This window comes from Auritidibacter ignavus (assembly GCF_003703835.1).
Lineage (GTDB): Bacteria > Actinomycetota > Actinomycetes > Actinomycetales > Micrococcaceae > Auritidibacter > Auritidibacter ignavus.
The window spans coordinates 1-21,975 of sequence record NZ_RDQR01000024.1; the positions used below are offsets into that span (position 1 = coordinate 1).

The following is a 21,975-nucleotide window of genomic DNA, read 5'->3' on the forward strand; positions in this document are numbered from 1 at the left end:
GGACGTTGAAGAAAAGGGCGGCAGACATCCTGGCCTACTTCGACCGCCCCGGAACCTCCAACGGACCCACCGAGGCCATCAACGGACGACTCGAACACCTGCGCGGATCCGCCCTGGGCTTCCGGAATCTCACCAACTACATCGCCAGGTCCTTGCTCGAGAGCGGAGGATTCAAGCCCCGTCTACACCCTCGATTGTGAAGAGCCCCATTGTGGCTCTGATCGGTTTGAATCTGGCCGGGTCCACGACCGAGGCCATGGTGGAGGTACCGCTGACGACTTTCGGTACCACCGCGGCGCTGGTCATTGCTGCGGTGTTATTCCGCGGGATGCTGGGGCGACTCTCGATTTTGATCGGCATTGTCACCGGGTATCTCCTGGCCCTGGTCCAGCGGCAGATCGATTTTTCCCCGGTGGAGCAGGCCGACTGGCTGGGGGCGCCACCGTTCCATGCCCCGGAATTCCACCTAGACGTGGTGTTCCTGTTTGTTCCGGTGGTGTTCGTGTTAGTGGCCGAAAATATTGGCCACGTGCGCACCGTGGGGCTGATGACCCGGGAGAATCTAGACAGCTACAACGGTCGAGCCCTGATGGCCGACGGGCTCGCCACCACGTTCTCGGGTGCCGGCGGTGGGGTGGGTAATACCACCTACGCCGAAAATATTGGTGTGATGGCCTCCTCGAAGGTGTACTCCACCGCCGCCTACTGGGTGGCGGCCACGGTGGCCTTCGCGCTGGCGTTCTTCCCCAAGTTCGGGGCCCTGATTGCCACCATTCCACCGGGGGTGGCCGCCGGGGCCGGGATCATTCTCTATGGCATGATCGGCATCATGGGAGCCCGGATTTGGGTGCAGAATTCGGTGGACTTCTCCAACACCATTAACCTCATGGCCGCCGGGGCCGGGCTGATCGTGGCCATTGCCGACCCGCAGATTTCGATGGCCGGTGCCCAGTTTGGTGGCATCGCGCTGGGTACTGGCACCACGCTGATCGTCTTCCATCTGATGACGCTGATCGCCAAACTTCGCGATACCGAACCGGTCGAAGACGAGGAATTTTCCCCAGCCGAGCCCGGCCGGCTGGGCTAGGTCCAGCGCTGGGAGGAGGGCCGGCGGCCTTTGGTGACCCCGATGAAGTCTTGAATTAGCGGGGAGTCTAGGTCTCGTCGCCAAGCTAGCCCAACCTGCCAGCCCGGATGCGCCGTGGTGGGCAGGGTCAGCGTTCGTTTGACCCCGAACATGCGTGCCACCGAGGCCGGCAACAGCGTGAAGCCGGTGCCTGTGGCCACGATCTCGATCGCCATGCGCTCCCCGGCGCCGGGAACCTCCGGTGGCTCCAGGGCATCAGGGGCAACCGGTGGGGCGAAATCGGCAGCGTCCAGGAACCCCTCGGTGAGCTCCTCAGCAGGAATGGGCCCATCGGCCTGCGGGTCCCAGGCGGCCAGCAGGTGATCGAGGCCGACCACAATGACCGGTTCTTCTTCGTATAACGACACCAGGTGCACCTCATCGGGGTCGAGCCCGTGGGCGGTGACCCGCTGGTGCCAGCTGGCATCGCGTCGCCAGCGCAGGTAACCCAACTGTGGAATACCGCGGACCGTGCCGTCCGGGCCCGGTTGTAAAAACAGGGTTTGCGAGGACTCGTCGTGATTGACCAATTGGACTCTGCGCGTCGAGCCATCGGAGGTGAACCGGTGCACCCATTTCGAGGGGGTCGCCCCGGGAATGGTGGACAAAAACAGGGTCTGGGCCACATCGGCAGACTGTAAGGACATGGGTTCAGTTTAAAAGACGGCGGCCCGCCCACAGCTCAGCTGCGCAGAGAGGACAGTGAGGACACGGATCGACCGTAGTCCTCTTTAACGGTGTGCAGGTGGAACCAGGTGGTCATCCGGTGGACCGCATCCAGGGCGCGCAGTCGCTCGAGCCGGGCGAATAGTTCGGGTGGGGAGCCACCGGAGACGGTGGCGATCAGATCATATCCGCCCAGGGTGAGCGCGGTGAATTCGGTCTCGGGACTGTCGGCCAGTGTTGTCAGCACGGAGGATTCATCGCCGCCGAGGTTGAGTCCGACACCGACTTTCACCCGGGCGGAGCCGGCGTCTTGGCGCACCACGGCGCTGATCTTCAGGATCCGGGCCTGCAGCATCCGGTGCACCCGAGCCCGCACCGCGGTTTGGGACAGTCGCACCCGCTCGGCAAGATCGCGGTAACTGGTGCGACCGTCAACGTTCAATTGCTCAATCAGAGCGGCATCGATATCGTCGACGGTGACCTCACCGGTGAAGTGCGAGGCGAAGGTGCCACGAATGACGTCGGTGTAGAGGTTCACCCGCACGGTATCGGCCCCGGGGAGCCCGCGAATCCAGCACAGCGTTTCGCGTAGCGCGGTTTGGTCGGTGGCGCGGATCTCGGCCACCAGATCCACCGGCCCCGAAGTCGCTGAGACCAGTGGGATCTCGGGGCGCGCACATAGCCCCTCGGTCAGTCCGGTGAGATCTCCCTGGCCGGTGATCGAGACATGGGCCAGGGCGCGATCGCCGACAAAGGCCGGGTCGGCCGCGGCCACGATGCGCATTTCGCCCGAATCGAGCAGAGCTCGCACCCGTGTCGACACCAAGCTACGGGGGACACCGAGTCGGGTGGCCAGCTGCCGGTAGGTGGCCCGGCCGTCTTCGCGCAAGGCTTGAATCAGGGCGTCGTCGAGGTCGGGGGTCATGACTGGGTGGCAGGATCGTTCCGGGCGCACTGCGACAAACTGCCGGTGTCCCAGTGGCGATAGATCTCGGGGCGACGATCCTGCAGGTACCACGGTCCCTCGGGTCCGGGCTGCGGGCGGGCGGGGACGTGAACCACGACGAGCCCCGGTTCGTCCTGCAGCGCACCAAGCACCGCGCCGTCGGGACCGGCCACTACGCTGCGTCCTTTAAAGTCCCATCCGTCTGCAGTGCCCACGTGATTGGCGTAGGCGACCGTCATCCGGTTTTCGAGCGCTCGGGTCGGAATCACCAGGTGCGGGATCTGCGGAAAATCACCGGCCAAAGCGGTGGGTACCAGCAAAACATCCGCGCCGGCGGCGGCCACCGCCCGGGCCATCTCGGGGAACTCAATGTCGTAGCACACGGCCAACCCCACCTGTCGTCCGTCGAACTCCACCACCGGTGGGGCTTGGGTTCCGGCCTGGAACGCGGCGTTCTCCTCCGGGCCGAAGAGATGAACCTTCTGATAATGCGCGCGCCGGGTGCCGGTGGCGTCCACCAGGGTGGCGGTAATTCCCCGACAGGCGGGGTCTTCATCCCCGGGCAGGCTGTAAACGAGTCCGATGCGATAACGGCGAGCAATGTCTGCCAGCTCACCGTGCGCGAAGGCAACGTCTGCGGGGCTGATCTTGTCGCGGATGCGCTGCGGTGCGTATCCGACCACGAATAATTCCGGGGTGAGTAATAGCGCGGCATCCTGGGCTGCGGCGGTTTCGGCAGCGATCTCCATCAGTGCGAGATTGTGCTCGATCTGTCCTGGCTTAGCGGTCTGCTGGAACACGGCGATGCGCATGGTCCCATTATGCCTACCGACCGCTCTAGTGGTCAGAACCCGATCATCCAACACGCCGAATTCGGCGCAGACGAGCCTCAGGGTGAACACATCGTGCGTGAAATGTCTCTGAACCGGTGCTTTGGTGCGCACTATCGTGAGATATCGTGTCACATCCGCGTTCTAGCACGCGGATCGTACCCGTTTGTCACATTGCTGAGGGCAGAAACTGCGCTTAGTATTCGAGGGAACATATCTATGTCACACATCACACCTGCAGCTGAGGAGACGCTATGGCGACGTCGCACCATTCCGAACCAATCGGCCCCCGTGACTCATCGCAGACCCCGCGCTACGCCGGAGCGGCCAACTTCGCCCTGTTACCCACTCTCGACGAGGTCGGTCACGCCGACATCGCGGTGGCCGGGGTACCCTTCGACACCGGTGTCAGCTACCGTCCCGGCGCCCGCTTTGGGCCCTCACACGTGCGTGAGTCCTCTCGCCTATTGCGTCCGTATAACCCGTCCCAAGATATCTCCCCGTTCGCTGTGGCTCAGGTCGCCGATGCTGGGGACATTGTGGCCAACCCGTTCAATCTCGACGAAGCCGTCGCCCAGGTGGCTGATGGTGCCCGCGAACTGCTCGAGCGCGCCGACCGACTGGTGTGCATTGGTGGCGACCACACCATCGCCTACCCCCTGCTGAAAGTCATGGCCGAGAAACACGGCCCGGTGGCGGTATTGCACGCTGACGCCCACCTGGACACGTGGGATACCTACTTTGGTGCCCCGGTCACCCACGGCACCCCGTTCCGTCGCGCCTCCGAGGAAGGATTCATTGACCTCACCGCGAGCGCACACCTGGGTACGCGTGGACCGCTGTACGGCAAGCACGATCTCGACGACGATGAGAAACTGGGTTTTCAGATCACCGGCAGTGTCTACATCGAAGAACACGGCATCGCTGCAGCAATTGAGCGTCTTCGCGCCCGGTTGGGCGACCGGCCCGTCTATATCTCCATCGATGTCGACGTGATGGACCCGGCCCACGCCCCCGGTACCGGCACGCCGGAGGCCGGCGGAATGACCAGCCGCGAGCTGCTTCGGGTCATCCGCTCGCTTTCTGATCTGAACATCGTGGGCGCCGACGTTGTTGAGGTGGCCCCGGCCTATGACCACGCTCAGCTCACTGGCATCGCTGCCAGCCACGTGGTGTATGAGCTGATCTCCTCCATGAGCATGTCATTGCGCTAAGACAGTGCTCCGCCCGCTGACCGACACTCCGACCACATCCCGAAAGGCTCACCATGAGTTCACCTGCTGAACAGCCTCCGCTGACGATGCTCAGCCCTGATTTCCCGTTTAGCTATGACCATTACTTGGCCCACCCGGCCGGGCTGGGTTCCGTTCCCGAATCGGCCTACGGCACCGAGGTGGCGGTCATTGGCGCCGGGCTTGCCGGCGTGATCACCGCCTACGAGCTGATGAAGATGGGACTCAAGCCCGTCGTCTACGAAGCCGGGGCCATTGGGGGCCGGCTGAAGTCCCAAGCTTTCGACGGTAACGACGACGTCGTCGTGGATTTAGGCGGGATGCGTTTCCCCGTCTCGGGTCGGGCCTTTTACCACTATGTGGACAAGTTGGGGCTGGAAACCCGCGCATTCCCGAACCCTCTGGCCGATGTCACTCCTTCCACTGTAGTGGAGCTGAAAAACCAGACGATCTATGCGGAATCCGCCGAGGATCTTCCCGAGTTCTATCAGCAGGTGGCCCGGGCGTGGAAACGCGCCTTGGTGGAGGACGCCGAGCTCGAAGCCGTACAAACCGCCATCCGGACCCGGGACACCGCCACGCTGAAGCGTCTGTGGAATGAGCTTGTCGCCACGCACGACGACACCTCGTTTTACGGGTTCCTCGCATCCTCCCAGGCGTTTGGTGAGCTGAGCTTCGAACACCTGGAGACCTTTGGCCAGGTCGGCTTCGGATCCGGTGGCTGGGATACCGATTTCACGAACTCGATCCTGGAGGTGTTGCGCGTGGTGTTCACCGATGCCGATGACCAGCACCGTGGTATCGTCGGTGGGGCACAGCGCTTACCACTGGAACTCTGGGAGCACGCCCCCGAAGACCTGGTGTATTGGCCAGTCGGCACCTCCCTGGCGTCTCTGCATGCAGGCACCCCGCGAGGTGCGGTGACCGGCATCCATCAGGCTGAGAATCCAGAACTGTCCGGGGGCATCCGCATCAAGGAGAAGTGGGGTCGCACCCGCGAGTACGCTGCCGCGGTGGTGACCTGCCAGTCCTGGTTGCTCTCCAGCCGGATCGACACCGATGAGTCCCTATTTACCGCCGATATGTGGACCGCCATCGAAAAGAGCCACTACATGCTCTCCTCTAAGACCTTCGTGATGGTGGACCGCCCGTTCTGGCGCGATGTGGACCCGCAAACGGGGCGCCCGGCGATGTCGATGACGCTGACCGACCGGCTCCCCCGCGCGACCTACCTGCTGGATGATGGGCCCGATAAGCCCGCAACGATCCTGCTGTCCTACACCTGGAATGACGACGCGTTAAAGTGGTTGTCTCTGGATGCTTCTGAGCGCACCCGGCTGATGCTACACTCGCTCCACAAGATCTATCCCGGTCTGGATATCGGATCCCACATCGTCGGGGAACCGATCACCGTCTCGTGGGAGGCAGACCCGAACTTCATGGGCGCGTTCAAGAATAACCTGCCCGGGCATTACCGGTACCAGGAGCGGTTATTCGGCCACTTCATCCAAGACGACCTGGCGGAACACCAGCGCGGGATCTTCCTGGCCGGTGACGATATCTCCTTCACCGCCGGCTGGGCCGAGGGCGCGGTGACCACCGCGTTGAACGCAGTCTGGGGCGTGGCCCGCCACCTCGGCGGAGCCTGCGCCCCCGAGAACCCCGGTCCCGGGGACGTGTGGGACGAGCTCGCTCCGGTGCGCCTGGACCGCATACACAACATCAACACCACTGATAACACTGATATGACTTCGATGGCTTCCGGTTCGGCTCCATCGGGCAACACAAAGGACGGTATCCGATGAGTGAGATGTCGACGTCCACCCCCCACCCCGATGAGACGGCCCAGCCGACCCGTCCCCGGGCCTCCAGCACCTGGTGGTTCCTCCTACCCTCGCTCGTCGGGGTGCTGATCTTCATGGTTCCGGTACCCGACGGCGCCGGTTCCGTGACCATCCCGATCGCTTTTCTCTCCGATTCCCTGACCACCGCCCTCGGTGTTCTCGTGCCGTGGATCGTCGTCGCACTGGTCGCCATATCGGTGATCGGCACGTTGGTCTGGTGGACTGCACGACCCGCCTTCCTGGATAACCACCTGGGTCGCACGCTATTCGACATCGGCTGGATGTGGATGACAGTACGCGTATTGGGCCTCGTGTTCGCGGTGCTCATCGTCCTGCAGCTCGGGCCAGAGCAAGTGTGGGGCGAGAACACCGGTATGGTGATCATGGATCTGGCCACGGTGCTGGTGTCGGTGTTCTTCCTGGCCGGCCTGTTACTACCGCTACTGTTGAACTTCGGATTGCTGGATTTTGTCGGTGCGCTGATGACCCGATTGATGCGCCCGCTCTTCCGGTTGCCCGGTCGTTCCTCGGTGGTCTGCCTGAGCTCGTGGCTCGGAGACGGTTCCATTGGCGTGCTGATGGCCAACCAACAGTACGTGCAGGGGTACTACACCAAGCGCGAAGCCGCGGTATTGGGTACCACCTTCAATATTGTCTCGGTGACCTTTACTGTTGTGATCCTGGAATACCTGGGCCTACAGCACATGTTCCTGCCGTTTTACCTCACCATCGTTGTCGCCGGCCTCGTCGCCGGCGTCGTGATGGTGCGCATCCCACCACTGTCACGAATTTCCGATGACTACGCTGAAGGGGTAACTCCCCAGCCAGAAGAGACAGCTCCTCCACGGCGCGGGCTGTTGCGTCGGGCCTGGAATAGCGGGCTCAAACGGGGCTGTGAGGTGCACTTGGGCTCAGTCGTCCGGCACGGATTCTCCAACGTCTTAGAGATGTGGGTCGTGGTCGTGCCCAGTATCCTCGCGATCGGTACCGCGTCGGTGATGCTTGCCGAACACACCCCGTTGTTCACCTGGTTGGGTGCCCCGTTCATTCCGGTCCTGGACCTCATGCAGGTCCCGGAGGCCGAAGAGGCGTCGGCGACCATGCTGATCGGCTTTGCCGATATGCTCCTGCCGGCAGCGTTCGCGGCTTCGATCGACGCGGAGATGACCCGGTTCATCATTGGCGCCCTGTCAGTCACACAGCTGATCTTCATGTCCGAGGTGGGTGGCATGTTGCTCGCCTCCCGGATCCCGGTGCGCTTCCACCACCTGGTGGCGATTTTCCTGCTACGCACCCTGATCACACTGCCCGTTATCGTCGCGATCGCCCACCTGTTCTACTAATCAACACGATCCAGCGAGCGTGTCATCACCACCCCGGAGGCCACGGTGCTCCGGGGTGGTGATTGCTATCCGGCCTATCGTGGTACTCGATGTGCACCAAGTTCACGCTCGGGCGCTGGACTCCAGCTCTAATAGATACCGTTTCCAGTCCTCTCCCCCGCGATAGCCACCGAACCCTCCGGAAGCGGGCACCACACGGTGGCACGGCACCAGAATCGGCAACGGATTACTAGAACAACCTGCACCCACCGCACGAGCTGCACCCTCGGCACCTAGCTGATCGGCTACCTGCGCATAGGTCAGGGTCGTTCCGTAAGGAATATCGAGCAGAGCTCGCTGCACGCGGGCCAAAAAGTTCTCCGCTACCGGAAGCGCTATGGGGATGGTAAACGCTTCTCGCTCACCCTGGAAGTACTCCGTTAATTGGGTCTCGGCTCGGTTCAGCACGCGTGAGGATTTCCGTTCCCTCGCGCCCGGGAAGCGTTCCTGAAGAAACTGCAACACTGCGTCGGAGTCGTCGACGAATTCTACGGCCAGTACGGTCTGAGCGTTGGCCACCAGGAGTAAAGGAGTCACCGGCGTCTCGATGACGCGATAGTACTGTCGTTCAGTGGTCATGATGCGCTCATCCTTCCAACTCGGCGCGTGGTAATCATCACATTAGCCCACGCGTGGGACATCGCGTGAGTATCCGGGCACCCAGTGTCTTCGGCGGGGAAGAATTAAACGAAAAAGACCTCGACCGGATCTCTTCTTTCCGGTCAGAGGCCTTTTCTCACGGTGCGCGAGGGGGGACTTGAACCCCCACGATCTTGCGATCACTGGCACCTGAAGCCAGCGCGTCTACCAATTCCGCCACTCGCGCAAATCATGGTACTGTTCCACAGCGAGTCACCACCGTGGGTTGCACAGCGAAAACTATCATAGTCATAGGGAGCTCGATTCACCTAATCGTGAAGCCTTTCGTAGAGAAGGATCACAACTGAGCCACGTTTTTCTCGCATTTCCGCTTGAAAACAGGGTGTATGGTCGAGGAAGTTGTGACCCGTGTAGCCCAAAGATACGCAAGGGCATTACACTTTAGTACTCTGACGTGAGGAGAGAACACCTCCTCGGCCTGTTAGGTCATGTCCGAGGTGTGTTCATGTTCATCTCCTAAAATTGACCCAGATTATTGACGAAGGGGGTGCCTCGGTGGGAGTACTCGACAATCTCGAACGCGGCCTCGAACGTGCCGTGCGAACGGTCTTCACCGCCGGTGGCGCTCGTAAGGTCAAGCCCGTTGAGATCGCTAACGCGCTACGATTGCACTTGGATCGCGAATCCATCTCACTACACGAGGGCCGGACTCTGGTGCCCAATGTCTTTTCGATCTCGTTCTCACCCCAGAACTTTGAACAGATTCGACACTGGGGTTCAGCATTGGCTGAAGAGCTCTGCGATGAGGTCATCCGTCACTCTTCCGAGCAGGGCTATACGCTCCAGGGGCCGGTGCGTGTGACCTTCCTGGAAGATCAGAACGTCTCCCGCGGTGATATCTCGATCGAATCCGAAACGCAGGCCGCGCAGTCCACCCCAGCACCGGCACCGCGACAACAACGCGCCCGGCAACCAGCGCCTGTTGCGCCCACCCAGCTCCAACCGGTTCTCGAAATTGACGGGACCACCTACTCCTTCACGTCTGCGTCTGTCGTGATTGGTCGCTCGTCCGAGGCTGATATCACGATCCAAGATCCCGGGATTTCTCGTCGCCACCTGGAGGTGCGCGTGCACGGAGACAGCGTGACCGCCGTCGACCTGGGCTCCACCAACGGCTTTTATATCAACGGTCAGAAGGCCCAAGGCTCGGCCGTCTTGCGCCACGGGGATACCGTGACCGCCGGACGCACTCGGATGACCTTCCGGATGGTGCCGAAACAACAGTCCCGGCAGGGAGGGTTTTAATGAGCGAACTCGCCGTCGCTGCCCTTCGTTTGGGTTTGCTGGCCGCCCTATGGGTGTTGATCATTGCCATCGTCGCCTCGCAGGGCCGAGATTTGATGGTGGGCCGTCGTAATAAAGTCCGCGGTCAACAGGCCGATGCGATTGCCGTCTCCCCCGACGGAGCCCCGGCCAGCCAAGGACCCCGCGCTGATGCCCCGAGCGCCCCTCCACGCGCTTTGGCCACCCAGTTGGTAGTCACCGAAGGGCCCCTGTCCGGACATATCGTGGATTTACAGGGCGCGCCACTGATGATGGGGCGCGCCGCCGAATGCGACCTGGTGCTGGATGATGATTATGTCTCCGGGCGCCATGCTCGCCTGTTCCCGCAGGGTACCCGCTGGTTCCTCGAAGACCTCGGATCCACCAATGGCACCTATATCAACGGCGCGCAACTGGCGCGCACCCTCGCTGTGGAGCCCGGCACCCCGATTCGCATCGGTAAAACCGTGCTGGAGCTGAGGCAATAACAATGGCTTTAATGCTGAATTTTGCCGCCCGATCCGATGTGGGTAGAGTCCGCGCCAAGAACGATGACTCAGCCTATGTGGGTCGTTACTTCGCGGTGGTCGCCGATGGAATGGGCGGACACGTCGGGGGCGATGTCGCCTCCGCCTCAACCGTGCTGGATTTGGCACCATTGGATCGGCCCGATCAGCAAGACCCCGAGAATGTGCTGGCCGATGAAATTCAATCCGCCAACCTGATTCTCAACGACCTGGTCAATACCAACCCCAAACTGGCGGGAATGGGTACCACCTGCACCGCTTTACTGGTCGATCACGACCAGTTGCACATGGCTCACATTGGTGACTCTCGGGCCTATCGCCTGAAAAACGACACCTTTGAGCAAATCAGTAAAGACCACACCTTCGTCCAGCGGCTGATCGATGAAGGCCGTCTCGACCCGGCCGATGCCGAATCTCACCCGCATAAAAACGTGTTGATGCGCGTGCTCGGCGACGTTGATGCCTCCCCCGAACTGGATGTGTCCACCTTTGCTGCCCAGCCCGGCGAACGCTGGCTGTTGTGCTCCGACGGACTCAACGCCGTGGTGGCCGACAACATCATCGAAGAAAAACTACGTTCGGCCGACGACATTGAGCAGGCGGTCGAGGAATTGGTCGACCTGACCTTGGCCGGAGGATCTCCCGATAACGTCACCGTCGTGATCTTCGAAACCGTGCCCGAGGATGAGACCAGCCGTCTGGCCCCGGTGGAAGAAGACACTACCGAGCTGACCCGTTCCGCCCGGGAGATCTCCGAATCCGACCCCCAATCCCCGGTTTCTGCGGCGCTATTACGTCACGATTTGGGCAAACGTCCGCACCTGCTGGTTGGTGCCGCCGCGCTGGCCACCGACACCGACCAGATTCCGATCGTGACCCGCTCATCCTCGGCCAAACGAGCCGCCGCGCTGTTGCACGGCACCCCGCAGGCCCTGGATGCCCCACGAGCTGAGAAGACGTACCAGCCGATCCCCTACCGCACGCTGAATGGCACCTCCGAAGACTTCTCCGACGATACCGACACCTCGCGCCCGCGCGGACGCAACTGGCCATTGATCGCAGCATTGCTCACCATCGTGGTGCTCATTGTCGGTGGCGGGATCGCCGGCTACTTGTGGTCCCAGAACCAGTACTACGTCGGTGTTGATGGCGACCACGTGGCCGTATACCGTGGTGTCGCCCAGGATCTGGGCCCGATCGAGCTCTCCCAGGTCGAAGAAACCACCGATATCCCCCTAGACCGACTCCCCGGCTACACCCGGCAACGGGTCGAGTCCGGGCTGACCGCCCAGGATCTCAACCACGCCCACGATATTTTGGAAGATCTGCGCAGCTCCATGATCCCTGAAGCACCGCCGGTGGAGTTGCCCTCCCCCCAACCGACCGACCCCGATATTCCCGAGGTCAGCAATTCTCGCGCATCGGGTGCCGTCGCTGGCGCCACCGGCGGAGCGATTGGAGGTACCGGATCATGACCGTCGTCTCCCCCTCCCGTCCCCGCCGGGCCACCGAGCTGCTGCTGATCATCCTGGCCCTAGCCATCGGCATCGCCGCTAACGTACTGGCCGGTATCGGCATGGAAACCCCGATCACCAACGACTACTGGATCCAGGCCGGGGTGATGACCGTGTTGGCCTTCGCCTTCCATGTCGTGTTGCGCGTCAAAGCGCGCTACGCCGACCCCTACATTCTGCCGATCGTGCTGACCCTGAACGGTCTGGGGATCGCGATGATCCACCGGTTGGACCTGGCCAAAGACCCCCAAACCCACTTCGCCAGTTCCCAGCTGGTCTGGACCACCTTGGCCATGGTGATCGCCATGGGCATTCTGTGGTTCCTCAACGATCACCGCAGACTACGCAACTGGACCTACCTGTTCTTGGTTGCCTCCGGTGTGATGCTGGTGTTGCCACTGATCCCCGGGCTCGGCATGGAGATCAACGGTGCCCGCATTTGGGTCAACCTCGGCATCGGTCAATTCCAGCCCGGTGAAATCGCCAAGATCACCCTGGCCATCTTCTTCGCCGGCTACCTTTCGGCCAACCGCGACTTGATCCTGTTGGCCGGGAAGAAAATCGGTCCCATGGCATTCCCACGCGTGCGCGACCTGGCCCCGCTGGTCGTTGCCTGGCTGATCTCGATGGGCGTGCTGATCTTCCAGCGCGACCTGGGTTCAGCGGTTTTGTTTTTCGGCCTCTTTCTGGCCATGATCTACCTGGCCACCTCCCGGCTGTCCTGGATCATCCTCGGTCTGCTCGCGGTGGCAATCGGCGGCACCTTCGCCGTCTCGACTTTCGACCACGTCCAAGCCCGCATCAACGGCTGGCTGAACGCCTTCGACCCCGAGGTCATCAACGCCCAGGGAGGCTCCCACCAGGTGGTGCAGGGCCTGTTCGGGTTGGCCTCCGGGGGTCTGCTAGGCACCGGACTGGGTGGCGGTCGGCCGGACCTGGTGTATGCGGCCAACTCGGATATGATTATCGCCAGCTTCGGTGAAGAAGTCGGCTTTGTCGGTCTGGCCGCCATTATCCTGCTCTTTGTCTTGCTAATAACCCGGTTCATCCGCGCTGCTCTGGGCGCCCGCGACTCCTTCGGAAAACTGTTGGCCGCCGGGTTGGCGGTCTCCATCGGGATCCAGTGCTTCGTGGTGATGGGCGGAGTCTTACGCGTCATTCCGCTCACCGGTCTGACCACACCCTTCATGGCCGCCGGTGGTACCTCAATTCTGGCCAACTGGATCATTGTGGCCCTGGTGCTGATGGTCTCCCATGCGGCCCGGCGCCCGATCATCGTCGGCCCCATGGTCAACGCCTCCGGAGACGGATCCGGTACCGGTGACCGCGCCCATGCCGAAGGTGCTACGCCGAGCACCCCGCAGCCGGTCAGCACCCAGCCGTCCAGCACCCCTCCGGCCACCGCTGGTGGTGGTCACCAGTGAACCAATCAATCCGTCACGCCTGGATGGTGTTGGTGGCCATGTTCGTGGTGCTGTTGGCTGCCGCCAGCTATGTGCAAGTCATTGGCGCCCAAGAGCTGAACAAGAATGAAGCCAATACGCGCCAGCTGTACCAGCAATTTGGCTCCAACCGTGGCCCGATTCTGGTCGATGGCGAACCTATTGCTGAATCGGTCCCGGCCGACTCAGATAACTTTGACTACCAGCGCGTCTACCACGAGCCCGAGAAGTACTCGGGCCTGACCGGCTTCTACTCGCTGACCTACGGGGCCACCGGACTGGAAAATAAACTGAATGCCGAACTGTCGGGAACCGCCGACGGAATGATTGCTGACCGGCTGAACAACTTGTTGACCGGTGGCGAGCAACGTGGCGCCCAGGTCGAACTCACCATTGACCCACAGATGCAAGAGATCGCCTATTCGGTGCTTCCCGACGGGATTAAAGCCTCGGTGGTGATCTCCGATCCGGCCACCGGCGACGTTCTGGCCATGGCTTCCAAGCCCAGCTACGACACCAACCTGCTGGCCACCCATTCCGGTGCTGAAGCACGGCAGAATATGGAAGAGATCACCTCCCAAGAAGGGCTCTCCCCCTATCGCACCGCCGCCACCCAAGAGGCGGTGGCACCGGGCTCCACCTTTAAGCTGATCCAGGCCTCGGCCATGCTCGAGTCCGGCGACTACGATCCCGATACCACCTTAGATCTGCCAAACTCCATTACGCTGCCACAGACCGACGGTCTGCAGTTGCGCAACTTCGAAGGTGGCCTCTGCAGTAGTCCTAACCAGGCTGATTTCCGCTATATCTTCGCTCAGTCCTGTAATACTCCGTTCGCCACTGCGGCCATGGAGATGGGACAGGAACCGATTGTGGAGATGGCAGAGGCCTTCGGCTTCAACGACACCTTTGACATGCCACTAACCGCGACTAATTCCAGCTTCCCCACCGAGCAGTTACCCGACGCCACCCTGGCCCAGTCGATTCTGGGTGCGGTGGATGTCCGCGCCACCGCTTTGCAGATGAACATGGTGGCCGCCGGTATTGCGAACGACGGCACACTGATGAAACCCCAGCTGATCGATACGGTGCGCGGTCCCGATCTGAACTTGCTGCAGGACCCCGAACCCGAGGTCTACTCCGAGCCGATCAGTGCCGAGACCGCTAACGAGCTCACCGGCATGATGCAGGAAGCCGTGCAATCTGGTACCGCGATCTCGTCCCGATCCAATCAGGTTGATATTGCAGCCAAGACCGGTACCGGTCAGATCTCAGACTCCACCGGTGCCGATACCACAGTGCACTCCTGGATCACCGGCTTTGCTCCGGCCGATGATCCCCAGGTGGCGGTCACGCTGGTTTACGAAGACGTTCCATATGACACGGGGCACCAACTGACGGTAGATAATATGAAGAAGATCATGGAGGCGGTGGTCGAGCAGTGAGACCAACATCCGGGATGACGCTGGGCGGGCGCTACCAGCTCACCGATCGCATCGCCATTGGCGGTATGGGTGAAGTATGGAAGGCTCGCGATACGGTATTGGGTCGCATTACCGCGATCAAAATCCTCAAAGAGGAATATACCGGTGATACCAATTTCCTACGCCGGTTCCGTGCCGAGGCACAGCACACCGCGCTACTGAACCACCCCGGGGTGGCCAATGTCTTCGACTATGGCGAAGAAGAGGGCTGTGGCTACCTGGTCATGGAGCTCGTTGATGGCCCACCGCTGAGCGCCATTTTGGAGAAGGAAAAGGTCCTCTCCGCCGATCGGACCCTGACCATCATTGCCCAGACCGCCCGGGCACTGTCTGCCGCTCACGCCCAAGGTCTGGTCCACCGTGACGTTAAACCCGGCAACCTGTTGATCACCGCCAATGACCGGGTGAAAGTCACCGACTTCGGCATCGCTCGCCTGGCCGACCAAGTCCCGCTGACCGCCACCGGCCAGGTCATGGGTACCGCCCAATACCTGGCCCCGGAACAGGCCACCGGCCAGCAAGCCACCGGATCCTCCGACATCTACTCGCTGGGCATTATCGCCTATGAGTGCCTAGCTGGGCACCGCCCCTTCACCGGCGAATCCCAGATCGCCATCGCCCTAGCCCAGGTCAACGACGCCCCGCCGGAATTGCCGGAGTCCATTCCGGAACCGGTCCGCGCGCTGGTGATGTCGATGCTGTCCAAGGAACCCGAAGACCGGCCCCAAGACGCCAATGCCCTGGCCACCGCAGCCGAAGCACTGCATCGTGATGACACTGACGCCGCCGTCGGTGCGGTGCCGGGGATGATTCCCTTCCTGTCCGGCTCCGCCGCAACCGGTGGCGACGAAGATACCGCCACCCAGGCCATACAGACTCAAGCCATCGACACCGGTGGTGAACGCACCCAGGCTCTGGCAGCCGAGCAAACCAACCCAGCCACCGCCGCCTTGCCGCTGACCGGGACCGGGGAAGGAACCCTGGACGAGGACGCTGAGCCCGGCCACGAACCACTCAGTGTGGACGAAACAGGCGAAGGTGACTCCGGCTCACCGGGCACACGCAAGCGTAGCCCCTGGACCTGGCCACTGATCGGGTTGATCATTTTGGTGCTGTTCACCGTGATCGGAATGTGGATCTCCTCGGTACTGAATAACGACGAGGAGCCCGATCCCGAGCCCACCGAATCCGCTTCGGAAGCCTCCGTGGAGGTCAATGCCGACGACTACGTCGGCCGTCAGGTTGACGAGGTCGAAGAAGAACTGACGGATTTGGGCTTTGAGGTCACTACGCAGGAGCGCGACGATAGTGCTCCAGCCGGTGAGGTGCTCTCGCTGAACCCCACCGGAACGGTGGCCGAGGGGAGCGAAATTACCGTGAACTACTCGAATGGTCAGGGTGGCCAGCAGCAGGACCCCGGCACCCAACAGCAACAACAGCAACAACAGGCACCGCCGCAGAACCAGCAGCAGCCCCAGCAAACCCAACAACAGCAACAGGCACCGCCGCAGAACCAGCAGCAACAACGCCGGCAACAAACCCACCAACCACGACCCCAACAGACCCAGCAGGACCAACCGGAACCCACCCAGCAACCGGAGCCAACTCAGCAACAGCAGACCCCGGACGAACAGCCCGGCAACGGTCAGGGCAATGGTCAGGGCAACGGCCAGGCCAACGGTGGTGGCCAAACCCAGCAGGGTGGCCAACAAAACCCGGGTCAGACAGCGACCAACGGGCAGGGTGAGCAGAACGGTAACGCGCAGTCTCAGCGCAACGCCGAACTTCACGACCAGGCACCGCAGAACCGTTCCGAACAAAATCACCGGGAGACCTCCAGCCACGAAAACCGGTACTCACACGGCAATTCCCTGCTCGCCTAGCGGTTCGGCCGTCCTGATAGGATTCTCCACGTGTCAGAACAGCAAGTACTCAACAATCGGTATGAGATCGGCGAGCTCATCGGTCGCGGCGGAATGGCCGACGTCTACCTGGGCCACGATCAACGCTTAGGTCGCCAGCTGGCGATCAAGATGATGCGCCCGGATCTGGCACGCGACCCCCAATTTCAGACCCGGTTCCAACGCGAGGCCCACTCCTCGGCTGCCCTGAATCACCCGAATATCGTGGCAGTGTTCGACACCGGAGAAGAGCGCCTGCCCGATACCGATCACACCGGGGTATCCTGCCCCTTTATGATCATGGAGTACGTCTCCGGCTCCACCTTACGCACCTTGTTGCGCTCCAGTGAGGTCAGCATCGATGACGCGGTGCATTGGATGTCAGGAGTTCTGGCTGCGCTGAACTACTCGCACGAACACGGCATCGTGCACCGCGACATTAAACCGGCCAACGTGATGGTGACCGAGACCGGCGATGTGAAGGTCATGGACTTCGGGATCGCCCGAGCGCTGTCAGATTCCTCCACAACCATGACGCAGACCCAAGCGGTCGTCGGCACCGCCCAGTACCTCTCCCCCGAGCAGGCTCGCGGCGAGCAGGTCGATTACCGCTCCGATCTGTACTCGGCCGGTTGTGTGCTGTTCGAACTGGTTACCGGCCGTCCCCCGTTCGTGGGCGAATCACCGGTCTCGGTGGCCTATCAGCACGTGCGGGAAGACCCCCCGATGGCCTCGACCATCAACCCAGACGTGACCCCGGCCCTGGAAGCGGTGATCACCAAAGCCCTGTCGAAAGATCCCGATGATCGGTTCGATACCGGTGCCGACTTCGCCCAAGCCTTGGAAAATGCCCACTACCACGGCATCTTCCCCGATCACGACGAAGAAGCCACGGCCCAGCACACCACGGTGCTGCCGGCTGCCGTGCCGATGGCCGGCCCCGGGTCGGAGGCCGAGGCCACCCAGGCATTCCCCACCGTCTCGGCCACCGAATCCGAGCAGGACCCCCTGGATCCCTTTGCCCCGAACCACGACGACGAGGGCTACGTGGTCGAAGATCTCGACGAGCCCCAACCGCGCAAGAAGAAAAAATCTACCGCGTGGATCTGGATCGTGGTCCTGTTGCTCTTGGCCGGTGCCGGCGTGGCCGGCTGGTGGTTCTATCAAGACTGGCAGCAACAACAGATTGAACAATCCCAGGTCACCGTGCCGGACGTGGCCGGGATGTCGCAGACCGATGCCCAAAATGCATTGACCACCGCCGGATTGCGTCCGGTGATTGAGAACGTCCACGACGACGAAATTGCCGCCGATATTGCGGTGGGTACCGACCCGGCTGCCGGCGAGACGCTACAGGAATATGATGAGATCACCTTGAAGATCTCGATGGGCCCCGAAGAGGTCGTGCTCCCCGAGGATTTGGCTGGTGCCTCTGAGGCGACCGTGCGCGATACGCTGGAAGATCTGGGCCTGCAGGTCGGCGATATTAACTACGTCAATTCGGCCACGGTGGATCGTGACCGACTGGTTAATACCAACCCGGAGCTGGGTTCAACGGTCTCCTATGGGGCAACGATTTCGTTGCAGATGTCCAACGGTCAGGTCGAAGTGCCCGATGTGATCGGCAGATCTCAGGCCGATGCCGTCAGGGCCCTGGAAGCTGATGGTGTGGGACTGTCGGCCAATGTGGAGACCGAAGAGACCGATGAAGCCCAACCCGATACGGTCATCAAACAGTCGGTGACCGGTGGCAAAACCGTCGATCAGGGCTCCACCATTACCATTACGGTGGCCATTGAACCACCAGAACCCACCCCGACCGACGAGCAGACCACAGCCGAGCCCTCGCCGGAGGAACATACCACCAGTCCGGAGGAGTCCGAGCCGGAGGAGACCACACCCACACCGGAGGACGAGAACTAACCCGCAAGGCCCGGCACCGCCCGGCAACCCCGGGTAGATGTGGCTAGAGGGTGTTCACCCAGTTGCGCAGCATCTCGTGGCCACCTTCAGTCATCAGTGCCTCGGGGTGGAATTGCACTCCCCAAATCGGCAGGTGGCGATGCGCAAAGGCCATCGGTACCCCATCCGCTGTTGTGGCGGTGACCTCCAAGACGGTCTCATCCACGGTGTCACGTTCGGCTGCCAGGGAGTGGTAACGGGTGGCGGTAAAGGGATTTGGTACCGCATCAAACATCGGGTGATCGGTGTGGGTCACGCTCGAGTTCTTGCCATGGAGCTGTTGGGCAGCGCGGGAGATCCGGGCCCCGTACACCTCACCGATGGCCTGGTGCCCCAGACACACACCATATAGTGGCTTGGCCTGCTCAGCGGCCCAGCGAATCAGGTCCATGCTCACTCCCGCCGAGCTGGGATCACCGGGACCCGGGGAGATGAGCACCCCGTCAGCGACCTGCGCGCGTTCCACGAACTCCTCCCAGCTCAGCGCGTCATTGCGCAACACCTCAACCTCGGCACCCGCGTCGCGCAAATAGTTGATCACGGTGAACACGAAGCTATCGTAGTTGTCAATCACCAGAATGCGGGGGGACCTGGACATCACTGCTCTGTCTCCAGGGTGGCATCGGAGAAGAACCCGAATTCAGACATCCACGGGTAGACGAACTCCATCAGCACAAACACGATCAGGGCAAGCAGGACGAGCACTTCGATCCACTTCAGCCAGGTGGGCCCGGGCAAGATATGGAAAAACCAGGCATACATGATGTTCTCCTTTACCGTGCAGCAGCCTCAGCTGTTTCGGTTTCACGCTGGGTCTGGGCCGCGTGGTACTTTTCGTAGAGGTTCTTCATGGTCACCGGGGCCAGCTCGTGCATGGTCTCTTCGAGATCAGGATCGATCGTGGTGGCACCGGCGGGCATATTCTCAGCGGCCACCTCGGCAATTTCCTTCGGAGGACCGTCGGCCAGTGGAACGAACTCCACCTTTTCGGCGTGGGTGACCATCCGTTCGCGCGTGGTGTACAGCGGGTGACAGGTGGTAATGGTCAACCACTGGCCCGATGCCGGTCCACCGGGATCCAACGGGTTGGGGTCCAGGACCTCAATGGCGGTGGGAAGCACAATGTGGTTTTGTTTCACCTCGTAAACCCACCAGCCGTTAGCGGTTTGCAGATACATCCGGTCGCCTTCGACCACCTGGTCCATATCCCACAGGATCGAGCCGTGGGTTTGCCGGTGCGCGGCCATGGCCAGATTGCCTTCTTCGCCAGGACGGGGAGAATCCGGGTAGCGCCCCAACACGCCCTGATCGATGACCTCGGGGCTAACCCCATCAAGCACCGGCGAGGACCAGTCTGAGCCCAGGCGTGGCACGTAGAGAATGCCCCACGCGTCTCCGCCGTCACCAACCTCGGCCGGCACCGCCGGATCCGGACCATCGCCGGTGAACATCCCGTCGTAGTTGCGTTGGAAGTCGTCGATGACCTGTTGCTGGTGGGCATCAGCCTGCCGATTGGCATCTAAGTTGGTCCAGTACAGTTCCCAGACCACGAATAGCAACAGGAACACCCCGGCGGTCACCAGCAGTTCACCAAAGACACTGACCACCGTGGGTTTGGCCGGACGCAAGGACCGACGCATCTTCTGATAACTACCCGGGTGATAGTAGCCACCTGAGGGCTGGCCGGACACGTCATCATGGAACCGGCGACCGGGGCGAGGCAACCCGCCTCGGCGGGGGTGTGTGGCGTGTGTGCTCATGTTCTTCTCTCTGACCAGGCGAGCTCAACCAGTAGGTAGAATGTCGTCCTGGACCATTCTATGTCCGACCTACCACACTGTCCGCAATATCCACGTCAGGAAGTCCTGTGACGAACTCAGATCCAACTCGCCGTGAAGTGCTCGGAGAAGACATCGAGCCTGATCCGCTACCGGTTTGGTACAAGGTGATCATGTTCGGACTGATGATCATCGGTCTGATCTGGATTATCGTGTATTACCTATCCGGAGCCACGCTACCGATCCAATCCATCGGCGCCTGGAATATCGTGGTGGGCTTTGGGATCGCCATTATCGGCTTTTTGATGACCACGCGCTGGCGCTAAACCCACCGGTCGTTATCCACATTGTGGATAATATCTGTGGAGAATCACAGGATTGTAATTACACAGCTGGTATTTACTCCACATCGGTGGACAACCCTGTGGATAAATTCGTTCGTTACAATGTGATGGACAGTGCGCCGACCCAGGTCAGCACCACCAGCACCACGAAGACCGCGGCAATGGCCAGCCAGGTGCCCAGCTGAGCCACCGCGGTCGCGGATAGACCGCCGGAAGCGCTTGGCGAGGTGGGGTCAGTCATGCGCTTGCTGAAGAGTTGGTGCAGACCCAGCATCAGTCCGGCGGTAAGACCCCCGGTGATGAGTCCACCAATGTGGCCCTGCCAGGAGATATTGCTACCCACGAAGGAAATCACCAGGTTCAACACGATCAACGCGGTGATCGAAGCCAGCTGTCCGCCGGACTGGCGTAGCAGAATGAACATGGCGGCAAACAGGCCGTAGACCGCCCCGGAGGCACCGACAACTGGAACATGAGGTTCAGAGAGAAACAGCACGGCCACCGAGCCGCCAAAAGCGGACAGCAAGTACAGACCCAGGAAACGCACCCGGCCCAGGGCCGGTTCCAGGGCGCGTCCCATCATGTAGAGCACCAGCATATTCATCAGCAGGTGCACCGGGTTGGCGAGGGAGTGCACAAAGGCCGAGGTGATCATGCGCCAGGGCTCAAAAGGGATCCAGGGGTATTCCAGTGCTACCGCCGAGGTATACACGCCGGCGTATTGGAATAACTGAGTCACGCCCTGCGGTTGAGCGACAGTCACCCACTGCAGGATATAGACCACCACACACAGTCCCATCAGACAATACGTCACCCAAGGCGTATCACTGCGCCGAGTGGTGCGGGCACCCTGGTTCTGATGCACGCAATCGGCGCACAACACGCCCACCTCGGTGGGTTGTTGGCATTCGCCGCAGGCCGGTCGGCCACAATTCTTACAGCGGACATAACTGACCCGGTCCGGGTGCCGGTGGCAGACCGGTTGTGGTTCGGAGGCAGAAGAGCCGGGCGAGGCACCATATTCCGGCGGGTTCGAATCTGAGGTGGTCATACCGGGAGTCCTTGGGTGGGGTC

Annotated in this window: 21 protein-coding genes and 1 tRNA gene; 13 read left to right on the forward strand and 9 right to left on the reverse strand. The window is 61.5% G+C overall.

What is annotated here, in order from left to right; translation table 11 throughout:
- Positions 1-200: transposase (locus DYI20_RS10415; protein ID WP_146206787.1), on the forward strand; the 200-nt coding region annotated here is incomplete at its 5' end.
- Positions 197-1,087, forward strand: a complete 891-nt coding sequence (locus DYI20_RS10420; RefSeq protein ID WP_425320829.1) for a uracil-xanthine permease family protein — start codon at positions 197-199, stop codon at positions 1,085-1,087. The genes DYI20_RS10415 and DYI20_RS10420, both read left to right, overlap by 4 nt.
- Here the strand turns inward: DYI20_RS10420 and DYI20_RS10425 are convergent.
- The 3 genes from DYI20_RS10425 to DYI20_RS10435 are packed head-to-tail and all read right to left on the reverse strand — an operon-like array spanning position 1,084 to position 3,550.
- The gene (locus DYI20_RS10425) at positions 1,084-1,773 is read right to left on the reverse strand and encodes a LysR family transcriptional regulator substrate-binding protein (RefSeq protein ID WP_122549470.1); all 690 of its coding nucleotides are present in this window, start codon (positions 1,771-1,773) and stop codon (positions 1,084-1,086) included. The genes DYI20_RS10420 and DYI20_RS10425 overlap by 4 nt on opposite strands.
- A gap of 35 nt (positions 1,774-1,808) precedes the next feature.
- Positions 1,809-2,717: an Lrp/AsnC family transcriptional regulator gene (locus DYI20_RS10430; protein ID WP_110101489.1), complete on the reverse strand. Its 909-nt coding sequence runs from the start codon at positions 2,715-2,717 to the stop codon at positions 1,809-1,811.
- Positions 2,714-3,550 (reverse strand): nitrilase-related carbon-nitrogen hydrolase, encoded by an 837-nt coding sequence (locus DYI20_RS10435; RefSeq protein WP_122549482.1) that lies wholly within the window; start codon positions 3,548-3,550, stop codon positions 2,714-2,716. The genes DYI20_RS10430 and DYI20_RS10435 overlap by 4 nt, the downstream gene beginning before the upstream one ends.
- A 272-nt stretch (positions 3,551-3,822) precedes the next feature.
- On the opposite strand from DYI20_RS10435, the gene speB reads away from it, so the two are divergent.
- The 3 genes from speB to DYI20_RS10450 are packed head-to-tail and all read left to right on the forward strand — an operon-like array spanning position 3,823 to position 7,987.
- Positions 3,823-4,782 carry an agmatinase gene (gene speB, locus DYI20_RS10440; protein ID WP_110099227.1) on the forward strand — a complete coding sequence of 320 codons (960 nt, stop codon included), beginning with the start codon at positions 3,823-3,825 and terminating at the stop codon, positions 4,780-4,782.
- A gap of 53 nt (positions 4,783-4,835) precedes the next feature.
- On the forward strand, positions 4,836-6,605 hold the full coding sequence (locus DYI20_RS10445) for a flavin monoamine oxidase family protein (RefSeq protein WP_243857793.1): 1,770 nt from the start codon (positions 4,836-4,838) through the stop codon (positions 6,603-6,605).
- Positions 6,602-7,987, forward strand: a complete 1,386-nt coding sequence (locus tag DYI20_RS10450; RefSeq protein WP_243857794.1) for a YjiH family protein — start codon at positions 6,602-6,604, stop codon at positions 7,985-7,987. Before DYI20_RS10445 ends, DYI20_RS10450 begins: the two co-directional genes overlap by 4 nt.
- 102 nt (positions 7,988-8,089) lie before the next feature.
- Here DYI20_RS10450 and DYI20_RS10455 read toward each other — a convergent pair whose 3' ends face one another.
- Together DYI20_RS10455 and DYI20_RS10460 are read right to left on the reverse strand one after the other, a co-directional pair.
- Complete coding sequence (locus DYI20_RS10455) at positions 8,090-8,605, reverse strand: methylated-DNA--[protein]-cysteine S-methyltransferase (RefSeq protein WP_122549471.1); 516 nt, start codon at positions 8,603-8,605, stop codon at positions 8,090-8,092.
- 163 nt (positions 8,606-8,768) lie between these two features.
- Positions 8,769-8,852: transfer RNA gene (locus DYI20_RS10460), tRNA-Leu, on the reverse strand.
- A 296-nt stretch (positions 8,853-9,148) separates the two neighbouring features.
- Between DYI20_RS10460 and DYI20_RS10465 the strand changes: the two genes are divergently transcribed.
- Genes DYI20_RS10465 through pknB form a run of 7 tightly spaced genes read left to right on the forward strand, consistent with a single transcriptional unit; the run spans position 9,149 to position 18,740 of the window.
- Entirely contained in the window at positions 9,149-9,931 is a 783-nt protein-coding gene (locus DYI20_RS10465; protein ID WP_208392284.1) for an FHA domain-containing protein, read from the forward strand.
- Positions 9,931-10,437: an FHA domain-containing protein FhaB/FipA gene (locus tag DYI20_RS10470; protein ID WP_110101473.1), complete on the forward strand. Its 507-nt coding sequence runs from the start codon at positions 9,931-9,933 to the stop codon at positions 10,435-10,437. Before DYI20_RS10465 ends, DYI20_RS10470 begins: the two co-directional genes overlap by 1 nt.
- An 11-nt stretch (positions 10,438-10,448) precedes the next feature.
- Positions 10,449-11,951 carry a PP2C family protein-serine/threonine phosphatase gene (locus DYI20_RS10475; protein ID WP_233492016.1) on the forward strand — a complete coding sequence of 501 codons (1,503 nt, stop codon included), beginning with the start codon at positions 10,449-10,451 and terminating at the stop codon, positions 11,949-11,951.
- Positions 11,948-13,414 carry an FtsW/RodA/SpoVE family cell cycle protein gene (locus DYI20_RS10480; RefSeq protein WP_122549472.1) on the forward strand — a complete coding sequence of 489 codons (1,467 nt, stop codon included), beginning with the start codon at positions 11,948-11,950 and terminating at the stop codon, positions 13,412-13,414. Before DYI20_RS10475 ends, DYI20_RS10480 begins: the two co-directional genes overlap by 4 nt.
- Positions 13,411-14,877, forward strand: a complete 1,467-nt coding sequence (locus DYI20_RS10485; protein ID WP_122549473.1) for a penicillin-binding transpeptidase domain-containing protein — start codon at positions 13,411-13,413, stop codon at positions 14,875-14,877. The genes DYI20_RS10480 and DYI20_RS10485 overlap by 4 nt, the downstream gene beginning before the upstream one ends.
- Positions 14,874-16,799 (forward strand): protein kinase domain-containing protein, encoded by a 1,926-nt coding sequence (locus DYI20_RS10490; RefSeq protein WP_122549474.1) that lies wholly within the window; start codon positions 14,874-14,876, stop codon positions 16,797-16,799. Before DYI20_RS10485 ends, DYI20_RS10490 begins: the two co-directional genes overlap by 4 nt.
- A 30-nt stretch (positions 16,800-16,829) precedes the next feature.
- The gene (gene pknB, locus DYI20_RS10495) at positions 16,830-18,740 is read left to right on the forward strand and encodes a Stk1 family PASTA domain-containing Ser/Thr kinase (RefSeq protein ID WP_244924683.1); all 1,911 of its coding nucleotides are present in this window, start codon (positions 16,830-16,832) and stop codon (positions 18,738-18,740) included.
- Positions 18,741-18,783: 43 nt separating this feature from the next.
- Here pknB and DYI20_RS10500 read toward each other — a convergent pair whose 3' ends face one another.
- From DYI20_RS10500 to DYI20_RS10505, 3 genes are read right to left on the reverse strand one after another with little or no spacing between them, the layout of a single operon-like run.
- Complete coding sequence (locus DYI20_RS10500; protein ID WP_122549476.1) at positions 18,784-19,377, reverse strand: anthranilate synthase component II; 594 nt, start codon at positions 19,375-19,377, stop codon at positions 18,784-18,786.
- On the reverse strand, positions 19,377-19,541 hold the full coding sequence (locus DYI20_RS12390) for a hypothetical protein (RefSeq protein ID WP_166769954.1): 165 nt from the start codon (positions 19,539-19,541) through the stop codon (positions 19,377-19,379). The genes DYI20_RS10500 and DYI20_RS12390 overlap by 1 nt, the downstream gene beginning before the upstream one ends.
- A gap of 11 nt (positions 19,542-19,552) precedes the next feature.
- Positions 19,553-20,539, reverse strand: a complete 987-nt coding sequence (locus tag DYI20_RS10505) for a class E sortase (protein ID WP_122549477.1) — start codon at positions 20,537-20,539, stop codon at positions 19,553-19,555.
- Between the two features lie 107 nt (positions 20,540-20,646).
- On the opposite strand from DYI20_RS10505, the gene DYI20_RS12680 reads away from it, so the two are divergent.
- A complete protein-coding gene (locus DYI20_RS12680) occupies positions 20,647-20,883 on the forward strand; it encodes a cell division protein CrgA (protein WP_233488049.1) in 237 nt (78 codons plus the stop codon).
- A 115-nt stretch (positions 20,884-20,998) separates the two neighbouring features.
- Here the strand turns inward: DYI20_RS12680 and DYI20_RS10515 are convergent, their stop codons facing one another.
- Entirely contained in the window at positions 20,999-21,952 is a 954-nt protein-coding gene (locus DYI20_RS10515; RefSeq protein ID WP_243857795.1) for a rhomboid family intramembrane serine protease, read from the reverse strand.
- Positions 21,953-21,975: the final 23 nt, after the last annotated feature.